The organism is Lysinibacillus sp. UBA5990, from assembly GCF_002429815.1.
Lineage (GTDB): Bacteria > Bacillota > Bacilli > Bacillales_A > Planococcaceae > Lysinibacillus > Lysinibacillus fusiformis.
Window position 1 is genome coordinate 468293 of the sequence record NZ_DJAY01000015.1, and the last position, 20199, is coordinate 488491.

The 20199-nt window shown below is 37.8% G+C and carries 21 protein-coding genes; 15 read left to right on the forward strand and 6 right to left on the reverse strand.

From position 1 onward, the window contains the following. Positions 1-10: 10 nt before the first annotated feature. Positions 11-556 (reverse strand): GNAT family N-acetyltransferase, encoded by a 546-nt coding sequence (locus B3D94_RS14780; protein ID WP_036124542.1) that lies wholly within the window; start codon positions 554-556, stop codon positions 11-13. Positions 557-571: 15 nt separating this feature from the next. Next, positions 572-1396: a methyl-accepting chemotaxis protein gene (locus tag B3D94_RS14785; RefSeq protein ID WP_025117432.1), complete on the reverse strand. Its 825-nt coding sequence runs from the start codon at positions 1394-1396 to the stop codon at positions 572-574. Positions 1397-1688: 292 nt separating this feature from the next. On the opposite strand from B3D94_RS14785, the gene B3D94_RS14790 reads away from it, so the two are divergent. Further along, positions 1689-2891, forward strand: a complete 1203-nt coding sequence (locus B3D94_RS14790) for an MFS transporter (protein ID WP_291758003.1) — start codon at positions 1689-1691, stop codon at positions 2889-2891. 20 nt (positions 2892-2911) lie between these two features. Then, on the forward strand, positions 2912-3637 hold the full coding sequence (locus B3D94_RS14795) for a sulfite exporter TauE/SafE family protein (RefSeq protein ID WP_291760588.1): 726 nt from the start codon (positions 2912-2914) through the stop codon (positions 3635-3637). 255 nt (positions 3638-3892) lie between these two features. Here the strand turns inward: B3D94_RS14795 and B3D94_RS14800 are convergent, their stop codons facing one another. The 3 genes from B3D94_RS14800 to B3D94_RS14810 all read right to left on the reverse strand — a co-directional run bounded on the left by B3D94_RS14800 (position 3893) and on the right by B3D94_RS14810 (position 5807). Continuing rightward, positions 3893-4675, reverse strand: a complete 783-nt coding sequence (locus B3D94_RS14800; protein ID WP_083244627.1) for an enoyl-ACP reductase FabI — start codon at positions 4673-4675, stop codon at positions 3893-3895. Positions 4676-4823: 148 nt separating this feature from the next. Beyond that, entirely contained in the window at positions 4824-5423 is a 600-nt protein-coding gene (locus B3D94_RS14805; RefSeq protein WP_291758006.1) for a hypothetical protein, read from the reverse strand. Between the two features lie 135 nt (positions 5424-5558). Continuing rightward, positions 5559-5807, reverse strand: coding sequence for a ferredoxin (locus B3D94_RS14810; RefSeq protein WP_004232564.1), 249 nt, complete (start codon positions 5805-5807; stop codon positions 5559-5561). 106 nt (positions 5808-5913) lie between these two features. Here B3D94_RS14810 and B3D94_RS14815 point away from each other — a divergent pair, with 106 nt between their 5' ends. From B3D94_RS14815 to B3D94_RS14845, 7 genes are all read left to right on the forward strand, one after another. After that, positions 5914-6942, forward strand: a complete 1029-nt coding sequence (locus tag B3D94_RS14815) for a helix-turn-helix domain-containing protein (protein ID WP_069480650.1) — start codon at positions 5914-5916, stop codon at positions 6940-6942. Beyond that, positions 6943-8385: a RecQ family ATP-dependent DNA helicase gene (locus tag B3D94_RS14820; protein WP_291758022.1), complete on the forward strand. Its 1443-nt coding sequence runs from the start codon at positions 6943-6945 to the stop codon at positions 8383-8385. An 86-nt stretch (positions 8386-8471) separates the two neighbouring features. Further along, complete coding sequence (locus B3D94_RS14825; protein WP_291758024.1) at positions 8472-9194, forward strand: LysM peptidoglycan-binding domain-containing protein; 723 nt, start codon at positions 8472-8474, stop codon at positions 9192-9194. Positions 9195-9340: 146 nt separating this feature from the next. Continuing rightward, positions 9341-10096 (forward strand): metallophosphoesterase, encoded by a 756-nt coding sequence (locus B3D94_RS14830; RefSeq protein WP_193831360.1) that lies wholly within the window; start codon positions 9341-9343, stop codon positions 10094-10096. 113 nt (positions 10097-10209) lie between these two features. After that, positions 10210-11175, forward strand: a complete 966-nt coding sequence (locus B3D94_RS14835; RefSeq protein WP_291758028.1) for a YpdA family putative bacillithiol disulfide reductase — start codon at positions 10210-10212, stop codon at positions 11173-11175. 57 nt (positions 11176-11232) lie between these two features. Continuing rightward, positions 11233-11793 (forward strand): glycerol-3-phosphate acyltransferase, encoded by a 561-nt coding sequence (locus B3D94_RS14840; RefSeq protein WP_083244628.1) that lies wholly within the window; start codon positions 11233-11235, stop codon positions 11791-11793. A gap of 4 nt (positions 11794-11797) precedes the next feature. Continuing rightward, complete coding sequence (locus B3D94_RS14845; RefSeq protein ID WP_291758031.1) at positions 11798-13339, forward strand: aminotransferase class V-fold PLP-dependent enzyme; 1542 nt, start codon at positions 11798-11800, stop codon at positions 13337-13339. A gap of 28 nt (positions 13340-13367) precedes the next feature. Here B3D94_RS14845 and B3D94_RS14850 read toward each other — a convergent pair whose 3' ends face one another. Further along, positions 13368-14336: an asparaginase gene (locus B3D94_RS14850; protein WP_069480656.1), complete on the reverse strand. Its 969-nt coding sequence runs from the start codon at positions 14334-14336 to the stop codon at positions 13368-13370. Positions 14337-14420: 84 nt separating this feature from the next. On the opposite strand from B3D94_RS14850, the gene prsW reads away from it, so the two are divergent. The 6 genes from prsW (at position 14421) to rpsA (ending at position 20082) form a co-directional block, all read left to right on the forward strand. Next, positions 14421-15101, forward strand: coding sequence for a glutamic-type intramembrane protease PrsW (prsW, locus tag B3D94_RS14855; RefSeq protein ID WP_069480657.1), 681 nt, complete (start codon positions 14421-14423; stop codon positions 15099-15101). 89 nt (positions 15102-15190) lie between these two features. Continuing rightward, complete coding sequence (gene sleB / locus B3D94_RS14860) at positions 15191-16027, forward strand: spore cortex-lytic enzyme (RefSeq protein ID WP_069480658.1); 837 nt, start codon at positions 15191-15193, stop codon at positions 16025-16027. Between the two features lie 15 nt (positions 16028-16042). After that, positions 16043-17326: a PepSY1/2 domain-containing protein gene (locus B3D94_RS14865; protein WP_291758036.1), complete on the forward strand. Its 1284-nt coding sequence runs from the start codon at positions 16043-16045 to the stop codon at positions 17324-17326. Between the two features lie 86 nt (positions 17327-17412). Next, positions 17413-18072 (forward strand): flagellar brake protein, encoded by a 660-nt coding sequence (locus tag B3D94_RS14870; protein WP_069480660.1) that lies wholly within the window; start codon positions 17413-17415, stop codon positions 18070-18072. Positions 18073-18168: 96 nt separating this feature from the next. Next, the gene (gene cmk, locus B3D94_RS14875) at positions 18169-18843 is read left to right on the forward strand and encodes a (d)CMP kinase (protein WP_291758038.1); all 675 of its coding nucleotides are present in this window, start codon (positions 18169-18171) and stop codon (positions 18841-18843) included. A gap of 102 nt (positions 18844-18945) precedes the next feature. Next, complete coding sequence (gene rpsA, locus B3D94_RS14880; RefSeq protein WP_069480662.1) at positions 18946-20082, forward strand: 30S ribosomal protein S1; 1137 nt, start codon at positions 18946-18948, stop codon at positions 20080-20082. The last annotated feature ends 117 nt before the right edge of the window (positions 20083-20199 follow it).

The window sequence follows — 20199 nt, forward strand, 5'->3', positions numbered from 1 at the left end:
GGTCGCTTTGTTATTTTTGTTGCTGCCACTCAGTTAAAAGCATGCCATATACAACATGATCTACATAATGATCATACAGCCATTCTGCTGCTCGCAGGGTGCCCTCTTTTATGAAGCCGAGGCGTTCTGGGATAGCGCTGCTTTTTTCATTGCCAACAGCCACTCGAATTTCTACTTTGTGAAGGTGTAATGTTTCAAAGGCATATTGTAATAGAGCTTTTACAGTTTTGGTCATAATGCCATGCCCCTGTGCACCTTCACTAAGCCAGTAGCCAATCGTGCCGATTTTATTAGTTGGATGAATAGTATTAAAGCCAGCGATGCCGACAATTTCATTTTTAAAGAGAATGACAAGAGAAAGGCTATTATTAGCTTCATGCCCCTTGATGCAGCCTTCAATATAGGCGATTGTATCTGCTACTTCCTTTGTATAATCCAACCATGGTAGCCATTCCTTTAAATGCTTTCTTGAAGCATCTGTACATGCAAAAACTGCCTCTGCATCCTCTAGGGTAATTGTACGTAAAGATAAATCATCGTTAATGTAAATATCCATCTCATCACCTCATTATTATTTTAGGGCATCGTGCATGAAGCCTTTCATCTCTCGGCTTAGCACTGTCAGCTCTTCGATAATTTCGCTAAAATCTTGTACGAGCTGTGCTTGCTCATTCGTTGCATCATTGATTTGACCCATATTTTGTTTTAAATTCTCAAGATTTCTATTAATATTTCGTAAGGAAGCTTCGATATTTTCGGTTGCGCTAGACGTCTCAAAGGACAATTTTCGAACCTCCTGCGCCACGATATTAAAGCCAGCACCATGTTGCCCAGCTCGAGCCGCCTCAATGGAGGCATTTAATCCAAGTAAATTGGTTTGGCGAGAAATACTTTTAATGAGATCAGTTACGTCATTTGTTTTTTCCGAATCCTCTAATGCATGTTGTGCCTGCTTATTAATTTCCTCACTAGTAGCCGCTAATTCCTCTGAATGGGAAGCGATTGTATGTACTTTATCCTGAAGATTGTTAACGATATTGTCCATTGTACTCATATAATCTTCGAGTTTTAGTTCATTATCAATAGGTAGTCCGAAAGCCAATGCTCCTACGACTTGACCGTTTTCACGAATGGGGAAGGAAAAAGCATTGATGGCTACGCCGTATACATCCTTAGGAATGACCACATCTGCATTTTGTCCAGTAAAGGCAATGTAAACATTTTGATCATTAGCATTTACTTTTTGTCCATCCTGGTAGCCTGAATCCACACGTTTACCTGCTAAATATTTGATGACTGTTTCACTTTCCTTTTCAATGACAGCAACAATCGCTTCTTGTTTTAATGCTAGATGAATATAAGGTGCTGAAAGGGCTAAAGCTTCAATAATTTTCATAAAATTTCCTCCAAGTCTAGTCAATGAAAAATGGTTGGCTCATCTGTTTTCAATATGACAATGGTGCTAGATGATTACTTTTAATGTAGCACAATATTTGCCAAGTCAAAATAGCAAATTCTATTTTTATTTTTGGTGAAACTAGAAAATGTCTCTTTTTTATTGTCAATGAAAATTAGTCATTTAGTGCCGAAAGGTAGGGAAAGTTTGTCCATTTTTTGACGAAGGGGTGTGTTTTTTATGGAATATTGTATTAGACTAATAGATGTGTAGTAATGAAGGAGAGATTTTCATGGAATATATACAAAAGGGGACGAAGTCGTTTCATAAAGCTAATTGGGCTTTGTTTTTAGCAGGCTTTATTACGTTTGCAAATTTATATAGTACGCAACCATTATTGCCAACCTTCGCGGAAGTGTTTAAAGTATCACCAGCCGTTGCTAGTTTATCTCTTTCAGTAACGACCTTTGCTTTAGCGGTGAGTTTAGTCATTGTTGGTTCATTATCAGAGGCATGGGGAAGGAAATCGTTAATGACCATTTCGATTTTTGCTGCCTCTATCTTTACACTTACGCTAGCATTTTCTCCTAATTTTGAAACAATAATTGTGCTACGAGTATTGCAGGGTATTGTTTTTGCAGGATTACCTGCCATCGCTATGGCCTATTTGGGAGAGGAAATGGAGCCAGCAAGTTTAGGGGTTGCCATGGGCTTATATATTAGTGGAAATTCAGTAGGCGGTCTTAGTGGCCGAATAATTATCGGCACATTAACGGACCACTATAATTGGCATATCGGGATGTTTATACTAGGGTGTATTAGTTTACTTGTGAGTGTGTTGTTCGTCTGGATATTACCAGGCTCCAAACACTTCAGCCCCCGTCCCTTACAAATAAGGGCATTATCAAAGACTCTTTTTCAGCATTTGAAGGACCCTTCGATGCTTTGTCTATATGGAATTAGCTTTGTTTTAATGGGGAGCTTTGTCACTCTTTATAACTATATAGGCTTTAAATTAATGGCACCCCCCTATAATCTAAGCGCCACAATTGTTGGCTGGATATTTGTTATATACTTAGTTGGCACATTCAGCTCAGCGTGGTTTGGCGGTTTAGCTGACCGTTATGGGCGACAACGCATGCTATTACTAGCGATTGCCATCATGTTAGCAGGTGCCATCATAACGCTTCATAGTTTTCTATCTTTAAAAATAATCGGGATCACCGTTTTTACCTTTGGCTTTTTTGCAGCTCATTCAATTGCGAGTGGCTGGGTAAGTAAACGGGCATCTCATGATAAAGCACAAGCGTCCTCCCTCTATTTATTTTTTTATTACTTTGGCTCTAGTGTTGGAGGAACTGTAGGTGGGCTATTTTGGATGAAATACGGTTGGGTAGGTGTCATAGCAATGATTGCGGTATTTTTAATGATTGCTTGTGGCCTATTATTTTTATTAAAAACTATTATTACTAGACAAAGAATTACAACCACTTAATGATGTGAGGTGTTGTTTTGCTGGAATTAACGTTTTATTTTTTTATTATTTTAACCGCAGCCATTCTACAGACAAGCACGGGATTCGGCTTCTCTATTATGGCTACACCATTTTTACTGTTGCTTTTCTCACCACCACAGGCGATGCAATTGAATATTATTTTATCCCTTGTTATTTCATTTTCGTTGCTATGGAAGGTTAAAAAAGATATTGAGTTCGCGTTGCTAAAAAAAATTATGATTGGGAGTATTGTAGGCGCACCTGTTGGTAGTCTTTTATTTGCCATCGTGGATGTCACTACATTTAAGCTGCTCATAGCAATTCTTTTAATTGGGTTAACAATTATGCTTATAAAGAACCTTTCCATCCAACAAACAAATGGAAGAGATTATGGTGTTGGCTTTATATCAGGGATGTTTACAACAAGTATTGGGATGGCTGGACCGCCACTGCTCCTCTATTTTGCAAGCACACATAAAAAGAAAGAAACGATTAGGGCAACGTCACTAGCTTATTATATTTTTATTTATTTGATTAGCTTACTATCACAATTAACAATCGAAGGTACAAGTAAAACCGTTTGGCTCTATAGTTTATATGCCTTGCCGTTTGTTTTGATTGGCCTGATAGTAGGACAACTATTATTTCGTAAGCTCAATCAGAAGCTATTTTTAGTATTTATTTATGTATTATTAGTTGCCTCTGGTATTATGCTATTTATACAATCCATTTGGGCGATGCTATAAACAATAGAAAGGATGGAAGATTTAGTCTTCCATCCTTTCTCACTGTAGACAAACTCTCACTGAATTTGGAGATTGCCTACAGTCTTTTTTCTTTTACAATGAAACGAAGTAAAGCCATTGATTTCCACTACGGGCGGAGTTGAGCTTTAAGAAAGTAACTCCGTTCGAAGAGTGTTTTACAAAAGGTTTCAAACATGAAAGTAGGAAGATAAATGACAAAAGGATGGAAGAGACCTAGTCTTCCATCCTTTTTTATTAACCCATAATATTGTAGCCAGCGTCGATGTAAATTGTTTCTCCAGTGACACCACGTGATAGGTGAGAGAGCATAACAATTGTCATATCGGCTACTTCATCTTGTTGAACATTTCGTTTTAAAGGAGCTGTTTCCTCGATTTTGTGTAAAATTGTATTAAAGGAAGGGACACCTTTTGCAGCAAGTGTACGAATAGCACCAGCTGAAATAGCATTTACGCGAATATTGTCTTGACCAATATCAGCAGCAAGATAGCGCATAGAAGCTTCTAATGCAGCCTTTGCTACCCCCATCACATTATAGCCGTCAAGCACTCGTTCCGCACCTAAATAACTCATTGTAACGATAGAGCCACCCTCTGTCATATACGGATGAGCTGCTTTTGCTGTTGAAATTAGAGAGTAGGCACTTGTATCTTGTGCAAATGCATAGCCTTCACGTGTTGTTTCTAAGAAGCGGTTGTGTAAATCTTCAGCATGAGCAAAAGCTACTGAGTGGACAATACCATGAATAACGCCAACCTTTGCGCCAATTTCATCAAATGCAGCTTTTGTACTTTCATCACTATTAACGTCACATTGAACAACAAGGGAATCAGTTTGACCAATATTGTCTAATTGCTTTTGTAATTTTTTCAATGAGCGTTCTTGACGATAAGTGAAAATAACATTTGCACCCACATCAAATAAACGTTTTGCAATGCCCCATGCGATACTACGATCATTCGCTACACCCATGACAACAATATTTTTATCTTTTAATTGTAATAAATTATCCATCATTATAAAGAACTCCTTTGTGAGATAATATCTGTTATTAGTACCAACTACTAAAATCTTATCATACATAAAAAACTGTTGCAATAGAGTAGCCGATTATCGGGCAAAAAAAATTCATCTCTTCTTTGTGAGAGACGAATTAAAAGGCATTCTAATGAGCTATATAATCTTCATACATATCTACTGCTTGATAAACAGCACTATTGATAGTGATTCTAAAGCAATTTTGGTTACGAATGGTTTGGGCAAGAATTTTGATGGCTCTTGTTTGGTCTCGATGGAAAGGCGTGTTGTCCATTTGAAACCCATCATCTAAATATGCCAGAAAATAAGGTTTGTCTTCCTGCGAATTTAATAAATCTGCCTCAGTACTTTTACCAACGGTCTTATAAACCCATAAATCAATAGCATTTCCTAATTGGAACGCAGCAAAATATTGTAAATCATCATTATTACACTGAGTTATTTTTTGAATTACTTGAATTTTATTGAGCTCTTCCAGCAAAAATGTATTGATAGAATAGTAGATGGCTTTAGAGGGATTGAGTATCAGTTCATCGGTATGTTGAGATTTTAAAAAAACCCAATTATTTAATACAATGGCCCATGAATCGAGTGTATTCAAACATTTCGCATAAACCTGTGGAAAAATCATTTGCCATTTTGCCGCAAGATTTTTAAATTGATCAATATGATCTTGATCGATATGAAATAAACTATGCTCTACTTGTAACTGCTCAAACATCATCATTCCTCCAATAGATTGGTCCGTATAGAAAAGAGCTATATGATGGATTATCATGTTGCAAAGGTTAGCAAAATATTTCATCCAAAAGAAAAGGCACCCATTGAAGGATGCCTTTTGGGTATACATACAAATTAAAGACTATTCGAATTTTAATGAGTCACCATCAAAAGTTTCATCTGCTACTTTGATAGAGTCAGTTGGACAACCTTCAAAAGCGTCTTGCATATCTTCTAATAGATCCTCTGGCACTTCAGCAGTTCCCATGTTATCATCTAAAATAACGAAGGCAATACCTTCATCATCATAATCATAAATGTCTGGCGCTGCGGCTCCACATGCGCCACAAGCGATGCATGTATCTTTATCAACTATTGTGTATTTAGCCATTTTATTCTCTCCTTTAACGATGTTCCTACAAAGCTTCATACTCATTTTAAAGATGTTTATCTTACATTTCAACTTAAATACTATTAAATTGGAGGAATTTGCGTCAATGTTTCATCAAATTCTATTGCAAATCTTTCAAAAACTCAATACGGAACGGACGATTTCGGCTGCCTATCATGTCCTGAGAGGAAAGCGTTCAGGTCAGACCATTCAAGACATTGGTCTTTTTCAATTGCATCAATATTTTGGCTTATTACCTAAATTACCACGGACTACCTTTGATGAGGCTGTAACGTTATTTATGCAAAATAGTTGGTTAAAAGTGCAGGATTCTGGTCATTTTTACATGGAAAAGCTAGGTATACAGCGAGCACAACAAACCCCAACATTTTTCTTTGATGGATGGCATTATCGAGGAAATGAACATGTGTTTTTTGCACGTCTTTCATTAATTGTGCAAAGTTTGTCACATCAAACTTCAGCTGTTCGTTCTTTTTCGCCCATCAGTAGAGATCCTGCGATTCAAACTTGGGTGAGATCCTTTTTGCAGGATCATCATTACCTACAAGGTCATTTACAACAACAATTATTAAATGAATGTACCAGTGTGTTAAAGAATCTTCCAGTTTCAGATGGTAGCAAACAGCTTGTCCTTTACCGCTTAAGTGGATATCGCTTACCTGGATGGACATGGCAACAACTTGCCGATAAACGGAAGGAAACTGTGCTTGATAGTCAATTAGCTTTTATTGAAACACTACATAAATTATTAAACGAAGTGCAACAAAACAATGATTATCCAATGCTTAAACAAGTGTCACAAGGACTAAGAGTGAAAATATTGCTAACCGATTCTGCACAGCAAACAGCACAATTATATGAACAAGGTTATTCAGTTGAACAAATAGTGAAAATAAGAAAACTGAAGCAAAGTACTATTGAGGACCATTTTGTGGAATTAGCGATGTATGAACCGAACTTTTCTATTGGTCCATTCGTCTCATATGAGGAAGCTGAAAAAGTTTGGCAGGCATCGAAGCATTTTCAAACGAAAAAATTGAAAATCTTACATGAGGCTTTAAAGGAATTGAGTTATTTTCAATTAAGGCTTGTCCTTGCGAAGGGAGAAGTATAAATGGAACTGGAAGAACTATTGCATAAACATTTTGGTTACTTATCATTTAGACCAGGGCAAAGGGAAGTCATTGAAGCAATACTTCAAGAGAAAGATGTAATGGCCTTATTGCCAACAGGAATGGGAAAATCACTGTGCTATCAGCTCCCGGCCTACATTTTAGAAAAGCCTGTGCTAATCGTTTCTCCATTGCTTTCTTTAATGCAAGATCAGGTAGAGGAGTTAAAACGTTTTGGGGAAAAGAGGGTTGTCGCCTTAAATTCCTTTTTATCCCTCACTGAAAAACGGCATGTATTACATTATTTAGAACAATATCGTTTTATTTTTACCTCACCAGAGATGCTACTTCAACAGCAGGTGCAAGAGAAATTAGCGCAAGTGAAATTAGGTTTAATCGTAGTGGACGAGGCTCATTGTATATCGCAATGGGGCTATGATTTTCGACCAGATTATTTACGGATAGGTGAGTGGCTATCGAGGCACAATCGTCCTCCACTGCTAGCACTATCCGCGACTGCAACAAGTAAGGTCATGCAAGATATTCGAGAAACATTATCGTTAAAGGAACCATTTGAATTTATGTATAATGTTGATCGACCAAATATTCATTTAGGACGCATTGTTCTAGAGGATAAGGCAGATAAATCGAGCTGGCTTATGCGGCATATCAAAGAAACTGCTGGCCCAGGTATACTATATGTTTCCTCACGCAAACGAGCACAACAGTATAGTGAGGCATTTTTACAAGCGGGTATTCGTACTGCAGCCTATCATGCAGGTTATGGGGCTGAGGATCGCCAATTTATTCAGCAGCAGTTTATTGATGGCGAATTGGACTGGATAGTGGCAACAAATGCTTTTGGTATGGGGATTAATAAACAAGATATTCGTCAGGTCATTCATGAATCGATGCCTGCTAATATTGCAAATTATATGCAGGAAATTGGTCGAGCAGGTCGAGATGGTGAGTCTGCTCTTGCCATTTTACTCTATAGTGATGGTGATGAAGAGCTAGCGAAGTTCGTTGTTACAGGCGATCTTCCGAGTCCACAGCATGTTGATCGCTATGAGGAACTTCTTTCCCAGCAGGTACTGCCAGCACAGATGTTAAAAAATGGGGACCTAGGTGAGACCGCATTTCGTGTGTTAGACTATTGGATGCAACAAGAAACGAAGGTGCAAGTAAAGGCTCGACTAAATCATTTAGCCCTAGAAAAATACCATGCAGTCGATAAAATGTTGAAGATTATACAGACAAAAGACTGTATTCGTGAACATCTTGTCGGGTATTTCGGGCAAAAATTGCAAAAAAAACCGGAAAACTGTTGTGAAAATTGTGGAATCCATTATGATGAAATCAAGAAAGAACGCATAACAACCGAGAAAAAAATAGAAATGATTTCGTGGGAACGTCGATTGCAGCAACTTTTACTGGGTAATTAGACTAAAACTGACGGTCATTTACTTTTTTCGTAAAATTCGTCATAATAGAATGACAGAAAGCGTAGTAAGGTTTGGGGGAAAGACAAATGAGTAAAGAAGATTATCGCGATAAAATAGAAGAACATCGTCAATCATTTGAAGATGAGCAAAATGAACAGCAAACTTTGTCGAGAGTTTCAAGAATGAATAAAAATGGAGATAAAAACAAAAAGCCTAATAATCCGAAACGGAAAACACCGTTAATGACTATACTTTTTGTTATATTTATCCTTATCCCATTAACTGTTCTTGGTTATTTTTGGAAATTCTATGAACCAGGGAAATCAATAGAGCAAGCTGAGAAGGATTCAGCTGAACAGGTCGTAGAAATGGATTCTTCAGAGGCATCAGCATCTGACAAAGAAAAAAATAAAGACAAAGGCGATCAAGCTGATCAAAAATCAAATGAGCCATCTAAAGAAGATGCTGATAAAGTAGCAGTAGATCAAAAAGCTGCTGAAGAAGCGAAAAAAGCACAAGAGGCAAAAAATGCTGAAGAAGCAAAAAAAGCGGAAGAAGGACGTAAAGCTGAGGAAGCAAGAATAGCTCAGCAACAGGCAGCAAAAAAGGCTGAAGAGGCTAGAAAAGCAGAAGAAGCGAAACAAAATGCTAAAGCAAGTACACACACTGTCAAAGCAAATGAGAACTTATTCCGTATTGCATTAAATCATTATGGTGATGGTAGTGAGGCGACGTTAGCTAAAATTCGTGCTGCTAATGGTATGTCTTCAAATACCGTTATGGTTGGGCAAGTAATTAAACTTCCTTAAATAAAAACCATATAATGGTCATATAGTTTAGCAAGTATAAAATAAAGGACAAACGTTCACACCAAAACGTACGTCTGATTTAGCAAAAAGACGATTCTTCATAAGAAACGAATCGTCTTTTTGCTGTCGTAAGGAGAAGTGAGAAAATGCTTTATATAGGGCTATTGCTTATCATAGTGGTCATCTTTTTGCTTTATATGTGGAAGATGGCGCATGAGAACAATGTTTTACATCACCAGCTACTATTAAAGGGAGAGCCGGAAAAGGTACGTTTATTTTTTATTTCTGATGTTCATTTGCGTAAAATTAATAAAAGAATGATTGCACAGCTAACAGAACACTTTGATGCGGTCATTATTGGTGGAGATTTAGCAGATAATCGCACACCCATTTCACGTATTCATGAAAATTTACAATTATTATCTTCCATTGGACCTACTTATTTTGTATGGGGAAATAATGATAGAGAAGTGGGTGAAGATCGGCTGAAGAGTATTTTGCAGCAGTATCATATTCAAATTATTGTCAATGATGCGGTGCTGTTACCTACAAAAAACCGCTTCTGGCTTAGTGCAATTGAGGATACAACAGTGAAAGAATATAGCTTTGAAAAGGCCTTTAAAAAAGTTGGAGAGCATGATCTAGTTGTTTTTATTGCGCATAATCCAGAGGTTTTTGCGAAAGTCCGCGCCAAGTATCGTGCTAATTTAATGATGGGTGGACATTTACATGGAGGGCAGATTCGATTTGGTCCATATGGTGTCCATCCCCATGGTTCTTATCGAGAGCGAGATGGTGTCATGACTTTAGTAAGCAATGGCTATGGTACTACATTATTGCCAATGAGACTTGGTGCCAAACCACAATGTCATATAATCGACATCGATATTTCAAGTAAATAAACAAACAAAACTTGCTAGAAGGCGTATAATATAAAGGAATCGTCTATTTTCATAATGGATGTAAGCAAGGAACAGCAACTAAAGCTGTCCAAAGTCGATTGGAGTGTCAAGAAATGCAGCAAGCAGATGCCATTATTGTTGGAGGAGGCCCATGTGGTTTAGCAGCAGCAATAGCTTTGCAAAATATTGGATTAAACCCCATTGTTATTGAAAAGGGTAATATCGTAAATGCGATTTATCATTATCCTACACATCAAACTTTTTTTAGTACAAGTGAACGATTAGGAATTGGCTATGTGCCATTTATTATTGAAGGACGAAAGCCCAAGCGGAATCAAGCGCTTGTTTATTATCGAGAAGTTGTTCGATTAAAAAATATTCAAGTTAACCGCTTTGAAAAAGTACAAAGTGTCGTGAAAAAAAATGGTATGTTTACTGTTACTTCAGACAAGGATCATTATGAAACACCTAATGTCATTATTGCGACAGGCTATTATGATCATCCTAATTTTCTAAATATCACTGGTGAACAATTACCTAAAGTTTTCCATTATTTTAAAGAGGGACATGAATTTTTTGATACGGATGTTCTTGTTATAGGAGGCAAAAATTCAGCTGTAGATGCAGCGTTGGAATTAAATAAAGCAGGTGCTCGCGTAACGGTTGCCTATCGAGGAAGTGAATACTCTCCAAGTATTAAGCCATGGGTATTACCTGAATTTGAAGGGGTAGTCAAAACGGGAGAAGTTGACATGCATTTTAATACGAATGTATTAGAAATTCGTGAGCATGAAGTAGTCTTAGAAATAGATGGCCAAGAAAAGGTGTTGAAAAATGATTTTGTCTTTGCCATGACTGGCTATCATCCTGATCACTCCTTTATTAAAGCTATGGGTGTAGATATTGACGATGAAACGGGCCGCCCTTATTTTACACCAGAAACGATGGAAACGAATGTGGAAGGCTTGTTTATCGCAGGCGTAATTGCCGCAGGAAATAATGCCAACGAAATTTTTATTGAAAACGGGCGTTTCCATGGGGATTGTATCGCTCAAACTATTGCTCAAAGAAAAGGATAATGGTGAGGCTGTATAGGCATGTAGCTTATACAGCCTTTTTAGCGAGGAGGAACATGATTGATTGGTTTGTATTGGCTCTTCAGTTATTTAATTGGAAACTTCATGACAGCATTTTTCGTTGGAAAGATATATGGTGTCAATTTGCAGGAAGAACGCAGTAAAAATTTGGGTGCGCGCAATGCGGGGAGCGTCCTTGGCAAGAGGGCCTTTCTTCTGACATTTCTAGGCGATGCCTTGAAGGGTGTGCTCGTGGTAGGCTTAGGGCGTTTATGGTATTTAGAAGAATGGGTCATTGTTAGTGGTGCAGCCTGTGTCATTGTAGGTCATTTATATCCTTTCTGGCTAAAATGTAAGGGAGGAAAAGGAGTCGCAACTTTTATTGGAGTTGGTCTCGCTCTATCACCCGGCTTGTTTTTATGGATGATTGCAGGTACTGCGGCCGTACTGATATTGACGAGGAGCTTAACATTAGGCATGGTTGGTGGTTTTATCTTTTATATTGGTGCCATCATACAAACAGGCCAATTAAAGCCCTATGCACTTTTGATGATTGCAATCGTGTGTATGCTCATAAGACATATGTCTAATATTAAGGAGTCATGGAAAAGAGGGAAGTAAAGAGATGTATTGGTGTAAAATAGCTCAAACAAATGAAGAGTATGAGGCGATTGCGCGATTAAATTATGAGACATTTGTGGAAGAAATCCCACAGCATGAGCCAAATACGCAAAGACTAAAAATTGATCGATTCCATCAGGAAAATACATATATAGTGGTGTATAAAAAAACAGAATTAATAGGAATGGTCGCATTTAGAGATCAAAGACCCTTTTCAATTGATGAAAAAATTGGTAAGGTAGAGCGATTTTTACCGAAAGAGGTTTGTGACAAGGTATGTGAAATCCGTTTGCTTGCTGTGAAAAAAGATTATCGAACTGGCCGAGTCCTATTGAAGCTTACACAAGCTTTAAACACATTTGCCTATGAAAAGGGCTACACGGCAGCTGTAATTTCAGGAACAACCCGTGAAGAAAAGCTCTATAAGCAAATGGGTTTTCAACAATTTGCTCCAGCTGTTGGAACAAAGAATGCCCAGTTTTTACCTATGGTGCTTACTAGAAATGTATTTGAACATGACCTACAACGTAGGCTTGCAAAAGATGATTATACTTTTTATCCTGGACCAGTTAAGCAAGTAAAGACAATTGGTTATACCAATTTATCGCATCGTTCGCTAAGTTTTAAGGCAATCTATGAACGAGTACAGCAAAAATTACTACATTTAGCGAATACCAAGCATGTTGGAATAATCGTTGGAACTGGAACAGTGGCCAATGAAGTGATGCTTGCTCAATTACAGGCACAGCAATTAGGAAAAGGTCTTATTCTAACAAATGGAGAATTTGGTGAACGGTTGAGAAAACAGGCAGTCCGTTGGTCATTAGATTTTGATGTCGTTGAACAAGAATGGGGAACAATATTTGATTGCGAGAAAATAGCGTTATTACTAAAAACTGGAGCATATCAGTGGATGTTGGTAGTGCATGGGGAAACCTCGACGGGGACTTGTAATGATTTAGATGGTCTTAGTCAATTGGCAAAGTGTTATAAAGTGAAGCTATGTGTAGATAGCATCAGTACGTTCGGTGCTATGCCATTTTCGCTACAGGACTGTTATTTGGCTACTGCAGTGAGTGGGAAAGCAATTGGGGCAGTAAGTGGGCTAGCATTTGTATTTTCACAATACTTAGCGCAATCCGCTCCTACATTGCCTGCATACTTGGACTTAGCAAATTACCAGCAAGGTGCTATACCTTTTACGCTTCCAGCCGTGTTGCTCGGTAATTTAGATGAGTCTTTACAAGCCTATCCTGTCCGCTATGAGCAGCTACAGCAACGTTTTGAGGCACTACTGCAGCTACCATATATGCACCTTCAATTACCAACAACTCGATACCCAATGCTTATAACCATTCAACTGCCAAACACACTTTCAAATCTACACATCGATTTAGCCTTAAATGGACTGTTGGTTCATGGTGATAGCCCATATTTGCGACAAAGAGGATTTCTTCAATTCGCTGTCATACAGCCCGATTTCGAAGAAGCTCTTGTACGTCTTAATGAAATGCTGCACTATTATGAACAAATAATCGAGGCATAAGCAAGTGCTCAATATGAATACATTGACTTTACAGGAAAAAATCCTTTAAATTTAAAGGCTTTCCAGTTGTGTTAAGTCCAATTAATAATTTTAATCGTGCCTTTTGTCCATTTATTCCAGTGGCAAATATCGCACCTAAGTCTTCCAGCATTTTACCGCCACCAATATATCCATAGACACCTTCTGCAATTCCATTAAAGCAGCGGGAAACGAGGATTACAGGTATATTTCGTTGGATCAGACTCTCAATGCCTTTAACAACAGAAGGAGGGACATTACCTTGACCTAATCCTTCAAGTACAACACCTTCATATTTACATGCGAGCACAACATCTAGTAAATCTTCTTCCATACCAGCATAAACTTTTAACATGGCTACGCGTTTAGATAAATTATTAATTTCTACATATTGACGACGAATTGGTGCATGATGGAACAAAATACGTGATTTTGTAATAAGCCCAATTGGCCCATATTGTGGAGATTGGAAGGTATTGACTGAACTTGTGCTCGTTTTCGTTGTATTGACGGCAAGATGTACCTCATCGTTCATGACAACGAGAACGCCTTTGTCGCGTGCTTCATCATCGACTGCTACTCGGATTGCCTCCATTAAATTATAAATACCATCTGCTCCAAGCTCATTGGATGAGCGCATCGCACCTGTCAATACAATGGGGATAGCTAAATTTGTTGTCAGTTCTAAGAAATAGGCAGTTTCTTCTAATGTATCTGTACCATGTGTAATGACAACGCCATCGATTTGCTTTGCTGTGGTATGCTCCATAATCAAGTTGCGTAATTGAAGCATCTCTTTTGGCGTGATATGCGGAGAAGGTAGATTAAAAGCTTCTATTTCAATAATGGTCGCTAATGAATTAAGTTTATTACTTTCTTTCATGAGTGGATTTTCTTTATTGGGCATAACCGCTCCTTCAGCACTCATCGCCATGGAGATTGTGCCGCCAGTATGAATTAATAAAATTGTTTTTTTCATAAAAAATAAAATCTCCTTTTAAAAAGTTTTTTTGTCATTACATGGTATAATAATAGCAGTCTATTGTTGAAAGGAGCCGGCATCATGATCATTTTATTATCTGCTGCCATTGCTCCCGGTCTAGCGCTTTTTAGTTATTTCTATTTGCGCAATCAAATGGCTACGGAGCCAAGAAGAACTTTATTACAAACATTTTTATACGGTGCATTTTTAACGTTCCCGATTCTGTTTTTACAGTATGTACTAACAGAGGAAGGGGTTTTTCGATATTTTTATCTTCAAGACGTTCTTTTTTCTAGTATTGTTGAAGAATTTTTTAAATGGTTTGTGCTATTAATTGCCATCTACAATCATGTTGAATTTGATGATCCATATGACGGTATATTGTATGGGGCAAGTATATCACTTGGTTTTGCCACAATAGAGAACGTACTTTATTTATTATCCTTTGGCTTGGATACGGCATTTATGCGCGCCTTATTGCCTGTATCGAGTCATGCATTATTCGGCGTAGTAATGGGCTATTATTATGGACGTGCTAAGTTTTCAAAGCTTGCCAAGACGAAAGAAATGATTGCTATGGCGCTTTGTGCACCAGTGGTACTTCACATTCTATACAATACAATATTATCATTTAAAGGTCACTGGATTTATTTAATGATTCCTTTTATGCTGTTTTTATGGTGGTTTGGCTTACGAAAAGTGAAACTAGCGCATTTTCATCTGGTACAACATTTGCATATGCATAAAAAATTTAAAGCGTAGAAATCGTCAAGATTTCTACGCTTTATTCTTTTTTATCATGTATAAATTGCCTCTTTTGTTTCAAGCTATAAAAAAAAGGAGTGATAAAAGTGCGTTTAGTAAGCATACTTTTTGCTTTGATATTAGGAATTAGTATAATTGCGATTCCTCAAAATGAAGTGATTGCCTTTAGTGACCAGCAAATTACTCGTGGTGCCTATGGAGATGATGTCATTGAATTGCAAGCAAGGCTACAATACTTAGGTTTTTATAAGAGTAAAATTGATGGGAAATTTGGCTATAACACATACTGGGCATTACGTAATTTCCAAGAGAAATATGGTTTACCAGTAGATGGTATCGCTGGAGCGAAGACCAAAAAAACTATAGCTGGCTATTCTGATTACGATGAAAAATGGGTGAAAGCGCAATTAAATGCAGGTAATCAATTTACCTATTATGGTGGCGTTCCTCTTGATCAGCAAGTGAATAAAGGTACTGGTACAGCTAGTGGTGCCGGTAGTAGTGGTGGAGGAAATAGTAGTGGCACTACTAATAACAATGGAACACAAACTCAAGTTCCTCCTAAATATACAGAGCGTGATTTACAGTTAATGGCAAATGCTGTGTATGGAGAAGCAAGGGGAGAGCCATATGAGGGACAAGTCGCAGTAGCAGCAGTTATTTTAAACCGTTTAGAAAGTCCCGATTTCCCAAACACTATTTCTGGTATTATATTTCAACCTTTAGCGTTTACAGCTGTAGCAGATGGGCAAATTTGGTTAGAGCCTAATGATAGAGCAAAAGAAGCTGTTATTGATGCAATGAACGGCTGGGATCCATCTGAAAATGCTTTGTATTATTTCAATCCGAAAACAGCAACAAGTAAATGGATTTGGTCACGTCCACAAATAAAACAAATTGGAGAGCATATTTTCTGTTCATAGAAAGGAGGAACATAGATGAAAACTTGGCTCGTGGTCTTAACGATAGCTGTTATCGGGTTAGGGGCATATAGTATAGATTTACATGGTGATAAAGAAGATTTACAACGTACTGTTCTAGCGCAGTATACAGATAAGTTAACAGATGCATCTGAAAAACTATCTCATCTACAGCGATCAGTATCACAATCCCTACTGTTTCAAGATGAGCAAGCCATTCACAGTGAATTAGATTCAGTTTGGCGTTTAAGCTCAGAAGTTCGTTCTTCCATTGCGAATATTCCGATAGGGCAAGAACTATCCAATGAATGGATGAATTATTTAGGGCGACTTGGCGATGAAGCGAAAAGAACTGCAAAAACAGGCGATTATGAAGCTTGGCGCGAAAAAATGCCACAGGTCTCTACGAATTTACAAGCTCTTTCTGATGATTGGTCAGCTGCAACCGTTGATTTTTATAAACATAATGGAAAAATGGATGTTTGGCTACAGCAAGTGGATAATAAAAATCCAAACACGAACTTTGATAAAGTGAAAGACACGTTAAAAGGATATGGAGAAAAAGATTTCCCGCTGACATTATCTGAGTCAGACTGGCAGAAAAAAATTGAGCTAAAAGCATTACAGGATGCTGAAATTACAGAAAAAGAAGCGTTGGAAAAAGTGAAATATTTATTCCCAGTTATTAAAGACGCAACATTTACTGTCACAAAAAGTAGTGACACCGCACCGTATCCTTTCTATCACATACAATTCCATCAAGGGATTCGTTTAGGGTATGTGGATTTAACGGTAAAGGGAGGGCATTTACTGTCCTATTTAGTGGAACGTCCTGTCGATGAAGCGAAGCAGTCGCAAGAGGAAATCCTCAAAAAAGCCGAAGAATACGTCAAGAAACTAGGCATGAAAGATGTGGCCTATGTGGAATCACGTGAAAATCACCAGGCATGGCATGTAACGTTTGCCCGTGTACATCCCGGAGATAAAGCATTAATTTATGCGGATGGTGTTCAACTTAAATTAGCTAAAGATACGGGTGAGTTATTAGGTGCAAACGCGATGGAATACATTCAAGAAGAAAATATTAAAAAGCAAACAGCAAAACCGATTGATTGGAAAACTTTCTTCCAGGATGATATTCAAGTGCAAGAAGTAAAAAATATTTATACAGATAATGGTGAATTTGAACAACGTCTATGTTATGAGGTCATTGCATTGCGTGATGGTAAAACACAAGAAACATTTAGAATCGTCATTGATGCAGAAAATCATAATGTTTTAAAAGTGGAATATTTAACTTAATAATAAGAAAATACTACCAATTTTTATAGCCAAAATTTATATCTCATGAGATAATTAAACCATATTTTTTGTACGGGGAGATGCTCATGGAGATTAAAATTGGTACACAATTACAACTTGAACCGACTTATACAGAACTTGTGGAGAAATTTCGCTGTAAGGTTGTAGAGCAACAAGATCATATTCTTTATATTGATTATCCAATTAATATGGCGACAAAGAAAACAGCATTTTTGATAGATGGCTCTGAATTTAGAGCAACCTTTCGTACTGAGGACAAACAATCATTTGCCTTTAATACGGAGGTAATAGGTCGTAAAGCGGGCCATATACCAATGATTATGTTGCATTGCCCAAAGCCTGAGGAATTTATTAAAATTCAACGACGAGAATATGTACGAGTTGAAACACCAGTAGATGTGGCAGTTCAGTTCAAGGATCACAAATATCAGTTAGTTGCTTCGGATATTAGTGCAGGAGGCTTGGCCCTCATCTTGAAAGGAGAAGTAGCTTTTAACGATGGGGATGAGGTGAAATTAACGGTTGCCTTGCCGTTTGCCAATGGGGATGTGAAATACGTGATAACAGAGGCAACTGTCGTGCGTATTTTTGAAAAAGATTCTAAACGAATTGCAACAATCCAGCTCACGGATTCAGATGATGTAGACCAACAACATATCGTTCGCTTTTGCTTTGAGCGTCAATTAGGCAATCGACGTAAAGAATTGAATCCCTTTAATGCTTAATATTTTGCATAGCAATTTTTTAAAAGCCCTCTCCTTGCAGAGGGCTTTTTATAGGTTATATGATACAATATGAGGTGACAGAAAGTAGGGAAGAAAATGAAGAAAAACATTCAAATTGCGATAGACGGGCCTGCTGGTGCCGGTAAAAGTACTATTGCAAAAATTGTTGCTGAGGCATTGGATTTTACTTACATCGATACAGGTGCAATGTATCGAGCAGTTACGTATAAAGCGATGCAACAAAACATACATTTAGATGATGAAGCAAAATTAGCTGAGATGTTAGCAGCAAGTACCATTGATTTAAAGCCATCTCCACAGGGGCAGCTTGTCTTTTTAGATGGTCACAATGTATCAGCTGATATTCGATCAAATGAAGTCACATCATCGGTTTCTCAAGTAGCTGCCCATGCAAAGGTTCGTGAGTTATTAGTAGCTCAACAACAAAAACTGGCAGCAAATGGTGGCGTCGTTATGGATGGCCGCGATATTGCTACACATGTATTGAAAGATGCAGAGCTAAAGATTTTTATGTCTGCAACGGTAGAGGAACGCGCAAGAAGACGATTTATAGATAATCAAAAAAGAGGAATCGACTCTTCACTTGAAAAACTTCAGGAAGAAATTGCACTACGTGATAAAAAAGATAGTGAGCGTGAAGCATCACCACTTATCCAAGCAGAAGATGCCGTATTTTTAGATACGACAGCATTGTCTATCGAAGATGCAGTACAAGCTATTTTAAAATTAGCAGAAGAAAAAATGCTATAAATCCAAAAATTTCAGACATTTTTCGAATTTAAAGGATTTATTTTTGTCTTTGTCTTCAATATCGAATAAAATAGTAAGGGAAGATGCGAAGGAGGGTTACATATGTCTGAAGAAATGAACTATGCAGAACAAACGTTTAACGAGGGTGATATCGTCAAAGGTATTGCAGAACAAGTTGATGAAAAAGCAGTATCTGTATCAATTCCAGGTGCACCATTTGATGGTATTGTCCCAATCAGTGAATTATCAAGCTTGCACATTGAGAAAGCTTCTGATGTCATCTCTGTTGGGGATGAGTTAGATTTGATGATTACAAAGGTTGAGGAAGAAAATTTTGTCCTATCAAAACGTAAAGTGGATGCTTTAAAAGCATGGGATACACTTGAGCAACAATTTGCCGCAGGAGAAATTTTCGAAGCGGAAGTGAAGGATATTGTTAAAGGTGGTCTTGTCGTAGATTTAGGTGTACGTGGCTTTGTACCAGCATCACTTGTAGAAGACTACTTTGTCGATGATTTTGAGGGTTATAAAGGCAAAACATTAAGCTTTAAAATTGTTGAGCTTGATAAAGAAAAGAATCGCCTAATCTTATCTCATCGCGCAGTAGTTGAATCAGAAAAAGCTTCACAAAAGCAAAACGTTATTAATCAAATCAAGGCTGGCGATGTTTTAGATGGTAAAGTACAGCGTTTGGCATCATTTGGAGCATTTATTGACCTTGGTGGTATCGATGGTCTTGTCCACATTTCACAAGTGTCTCATGAGCATGTGAGCGATGTGAGTGAGGTTTTATCAGAAGGACAAGGTGTAACTGTAAAAGTTCTATCTGTTGATCCAGAAAATGAACGCATTTCATTATCTATCAAAGAAACGATCCCTGGACCTTGGTCGAATATCGAAGAACGTGCAGCTAAAGGTGCTATTCTAGACGGTAAAGTGAAGCGTCTTACATCTTTCGGCGCATTTGTGGAAGTTTTCCCAGGTGTTGAAGGATTAGTGCACATTTCGCAAATCGCTCACAAACATATCAATACACCACATGAAGCATTAAAAGAAGGACAAGAAGTACAAGTAAAAGTCCTTGATGTCAATGCTGAAGACGGCCGATTAGCACTAAGCATTAAAGAATTGCTCGAAAATCCAGAAGCAGAAGAAGTGATCGACTACGAATTACCTGAAGAAAACACAGGCTTCTCATTCGGAGACGTAATTGGCGATCAATTAAAAAACTTTAAATAAGAAGAACGCGAGGATACAAGATTGTATCCTTGCTTTTTTTTGTTGGAGTGATGAGATAGGATTTGCAAAGAGATGGATAAAAGCATTGAAGTGGGAGGAAACCTACAAAGTGACGGA

Excerpts from the sequence above, each read along its gene's own strand:
- B3D94_RS14780 (WP_036124542.1), bottom strand. The coding sequence starts at position 556 with ATGGATATTTACATTAACGATGATTTATCTTTACGTACAATTACCCTA.
- B3D94_RS14785 (WP_025117432.1), bottom strand. The coding sequence starts at position 1,396 with ATGAAAATTATTGAAGCTTTAGCCCTTTCAGCACCTTATATTCATCTA.
- B3D94_RS14790 (WP_291758003.1), top strand. The coding sequence starts at position 1,689 with ATGGAATATATACAAAAGGGGACGAAGTCGTTTCATAAAGCTAATTGG.
- B3D94_RS14800 (WP_083244627.1), bottom strand. The coding sequence starts at position 4,675 with ATGATGGATAATTTATTACAATTAAAAGATAAAAATATTGTTGTCATG.
- B3D94_RS14805 (WP_291758006.1), bottom strand. The coding sequence starts at position 5,423 with ATGATGATGTTTGAGCAGTTACAAGTAGAGCATAGTTTATTTCATATC.
- B3D94_RS14810 (WP_004232564.1), bottom strand. The coding sequence starts at position 5,807 with ATGGCTAAATACACAATAGTTGATAAAGATACATGCATCGCTTGTGGC.
- B3D94_RS14815 (WP_069480650.1), top strand. The coding sequence starts at position 5,914 with ATGTTTCATCAAATTCTATTGCAAATCTTTCAAAAACTCAATACGGAA.
- B3D94_RS14820 (WP_291758022.1), top strand. The coding sequence starts at position 6,943 with ATGGAACTGGAAGAACTATTGCATAAACATTTTGGTTACTTATCATTT.
- B3D94_RS14825 (WP_291758024.1), top strand. The coding sequence starts at position 8,472 with ATGAGTAAAGAAGATTATCGCGATAAAATAGAAGAACATCGTCAATCA.
- B3D94_RS14830 (WP_193831360.1), top strand. The coding sequence starts at position 9,341 with ATGCTTTATATAGGGCTATTGCTTATCATAGTGGTCATCTTTTTGCTT.
- B3D94_RS14835 (WP_291758028.1), top strand. The coding sequence starts at position 10,210 with ATGCAGCAAGCAGATGCCATTATTGTTGGAGGAGGCCCATGTGGTTTA.
- B3D94_RS14845 (WP_291758031.1), top strand. The coding sequence starts at position 11,798 with ATGTATTGGTGTAAAATAGCTCAAACAAATGAAGAGTATGAGGCGATT.
- B3D94_RS14850 (WP_069480656.1), bottom strand. The coding sequence starts at position 14,336 with ATGAAAAAAACAATTTTATTAATTCATACTGGCGGCACAATCTCCATG.
- prsW (WP_069480657.1), top strand. The coding sequence starts at position 14,421 with ATGATCATTTTATTATCTGCTGCCATTGCTCCCGGTCTAGCGCTTTTT.
- B3D94_RS14865 (WP_291758036.1), top strand. The coding sequence starts at position 16,043 with ATGAAAACTTGGCTCGTGGTCTTAACGATAGCTGTTATCGGGTTAGGG.
- B3D94_RS14870 (WP_069480660.1), top strand. The coding sequence starts at position 17,413 with ATGGAGATTAAAATTGGTACACAATTACAACTTGAACCGACTTATACA.
- cmk (WP_291758038.1), top strand. The coding sequence starts at position 18,169 with ATGAAGAAAAACATTCAAATTGCGATAGACGGGCCTGCTGGTGCCGGT.
- rpsA (WP_069480662.1), top strand. The coding sequence starts at position 18,946 with ATGTCTGAAGAAATGAACTATGCAGAACAAACGTTTAACGAGGGTGAT.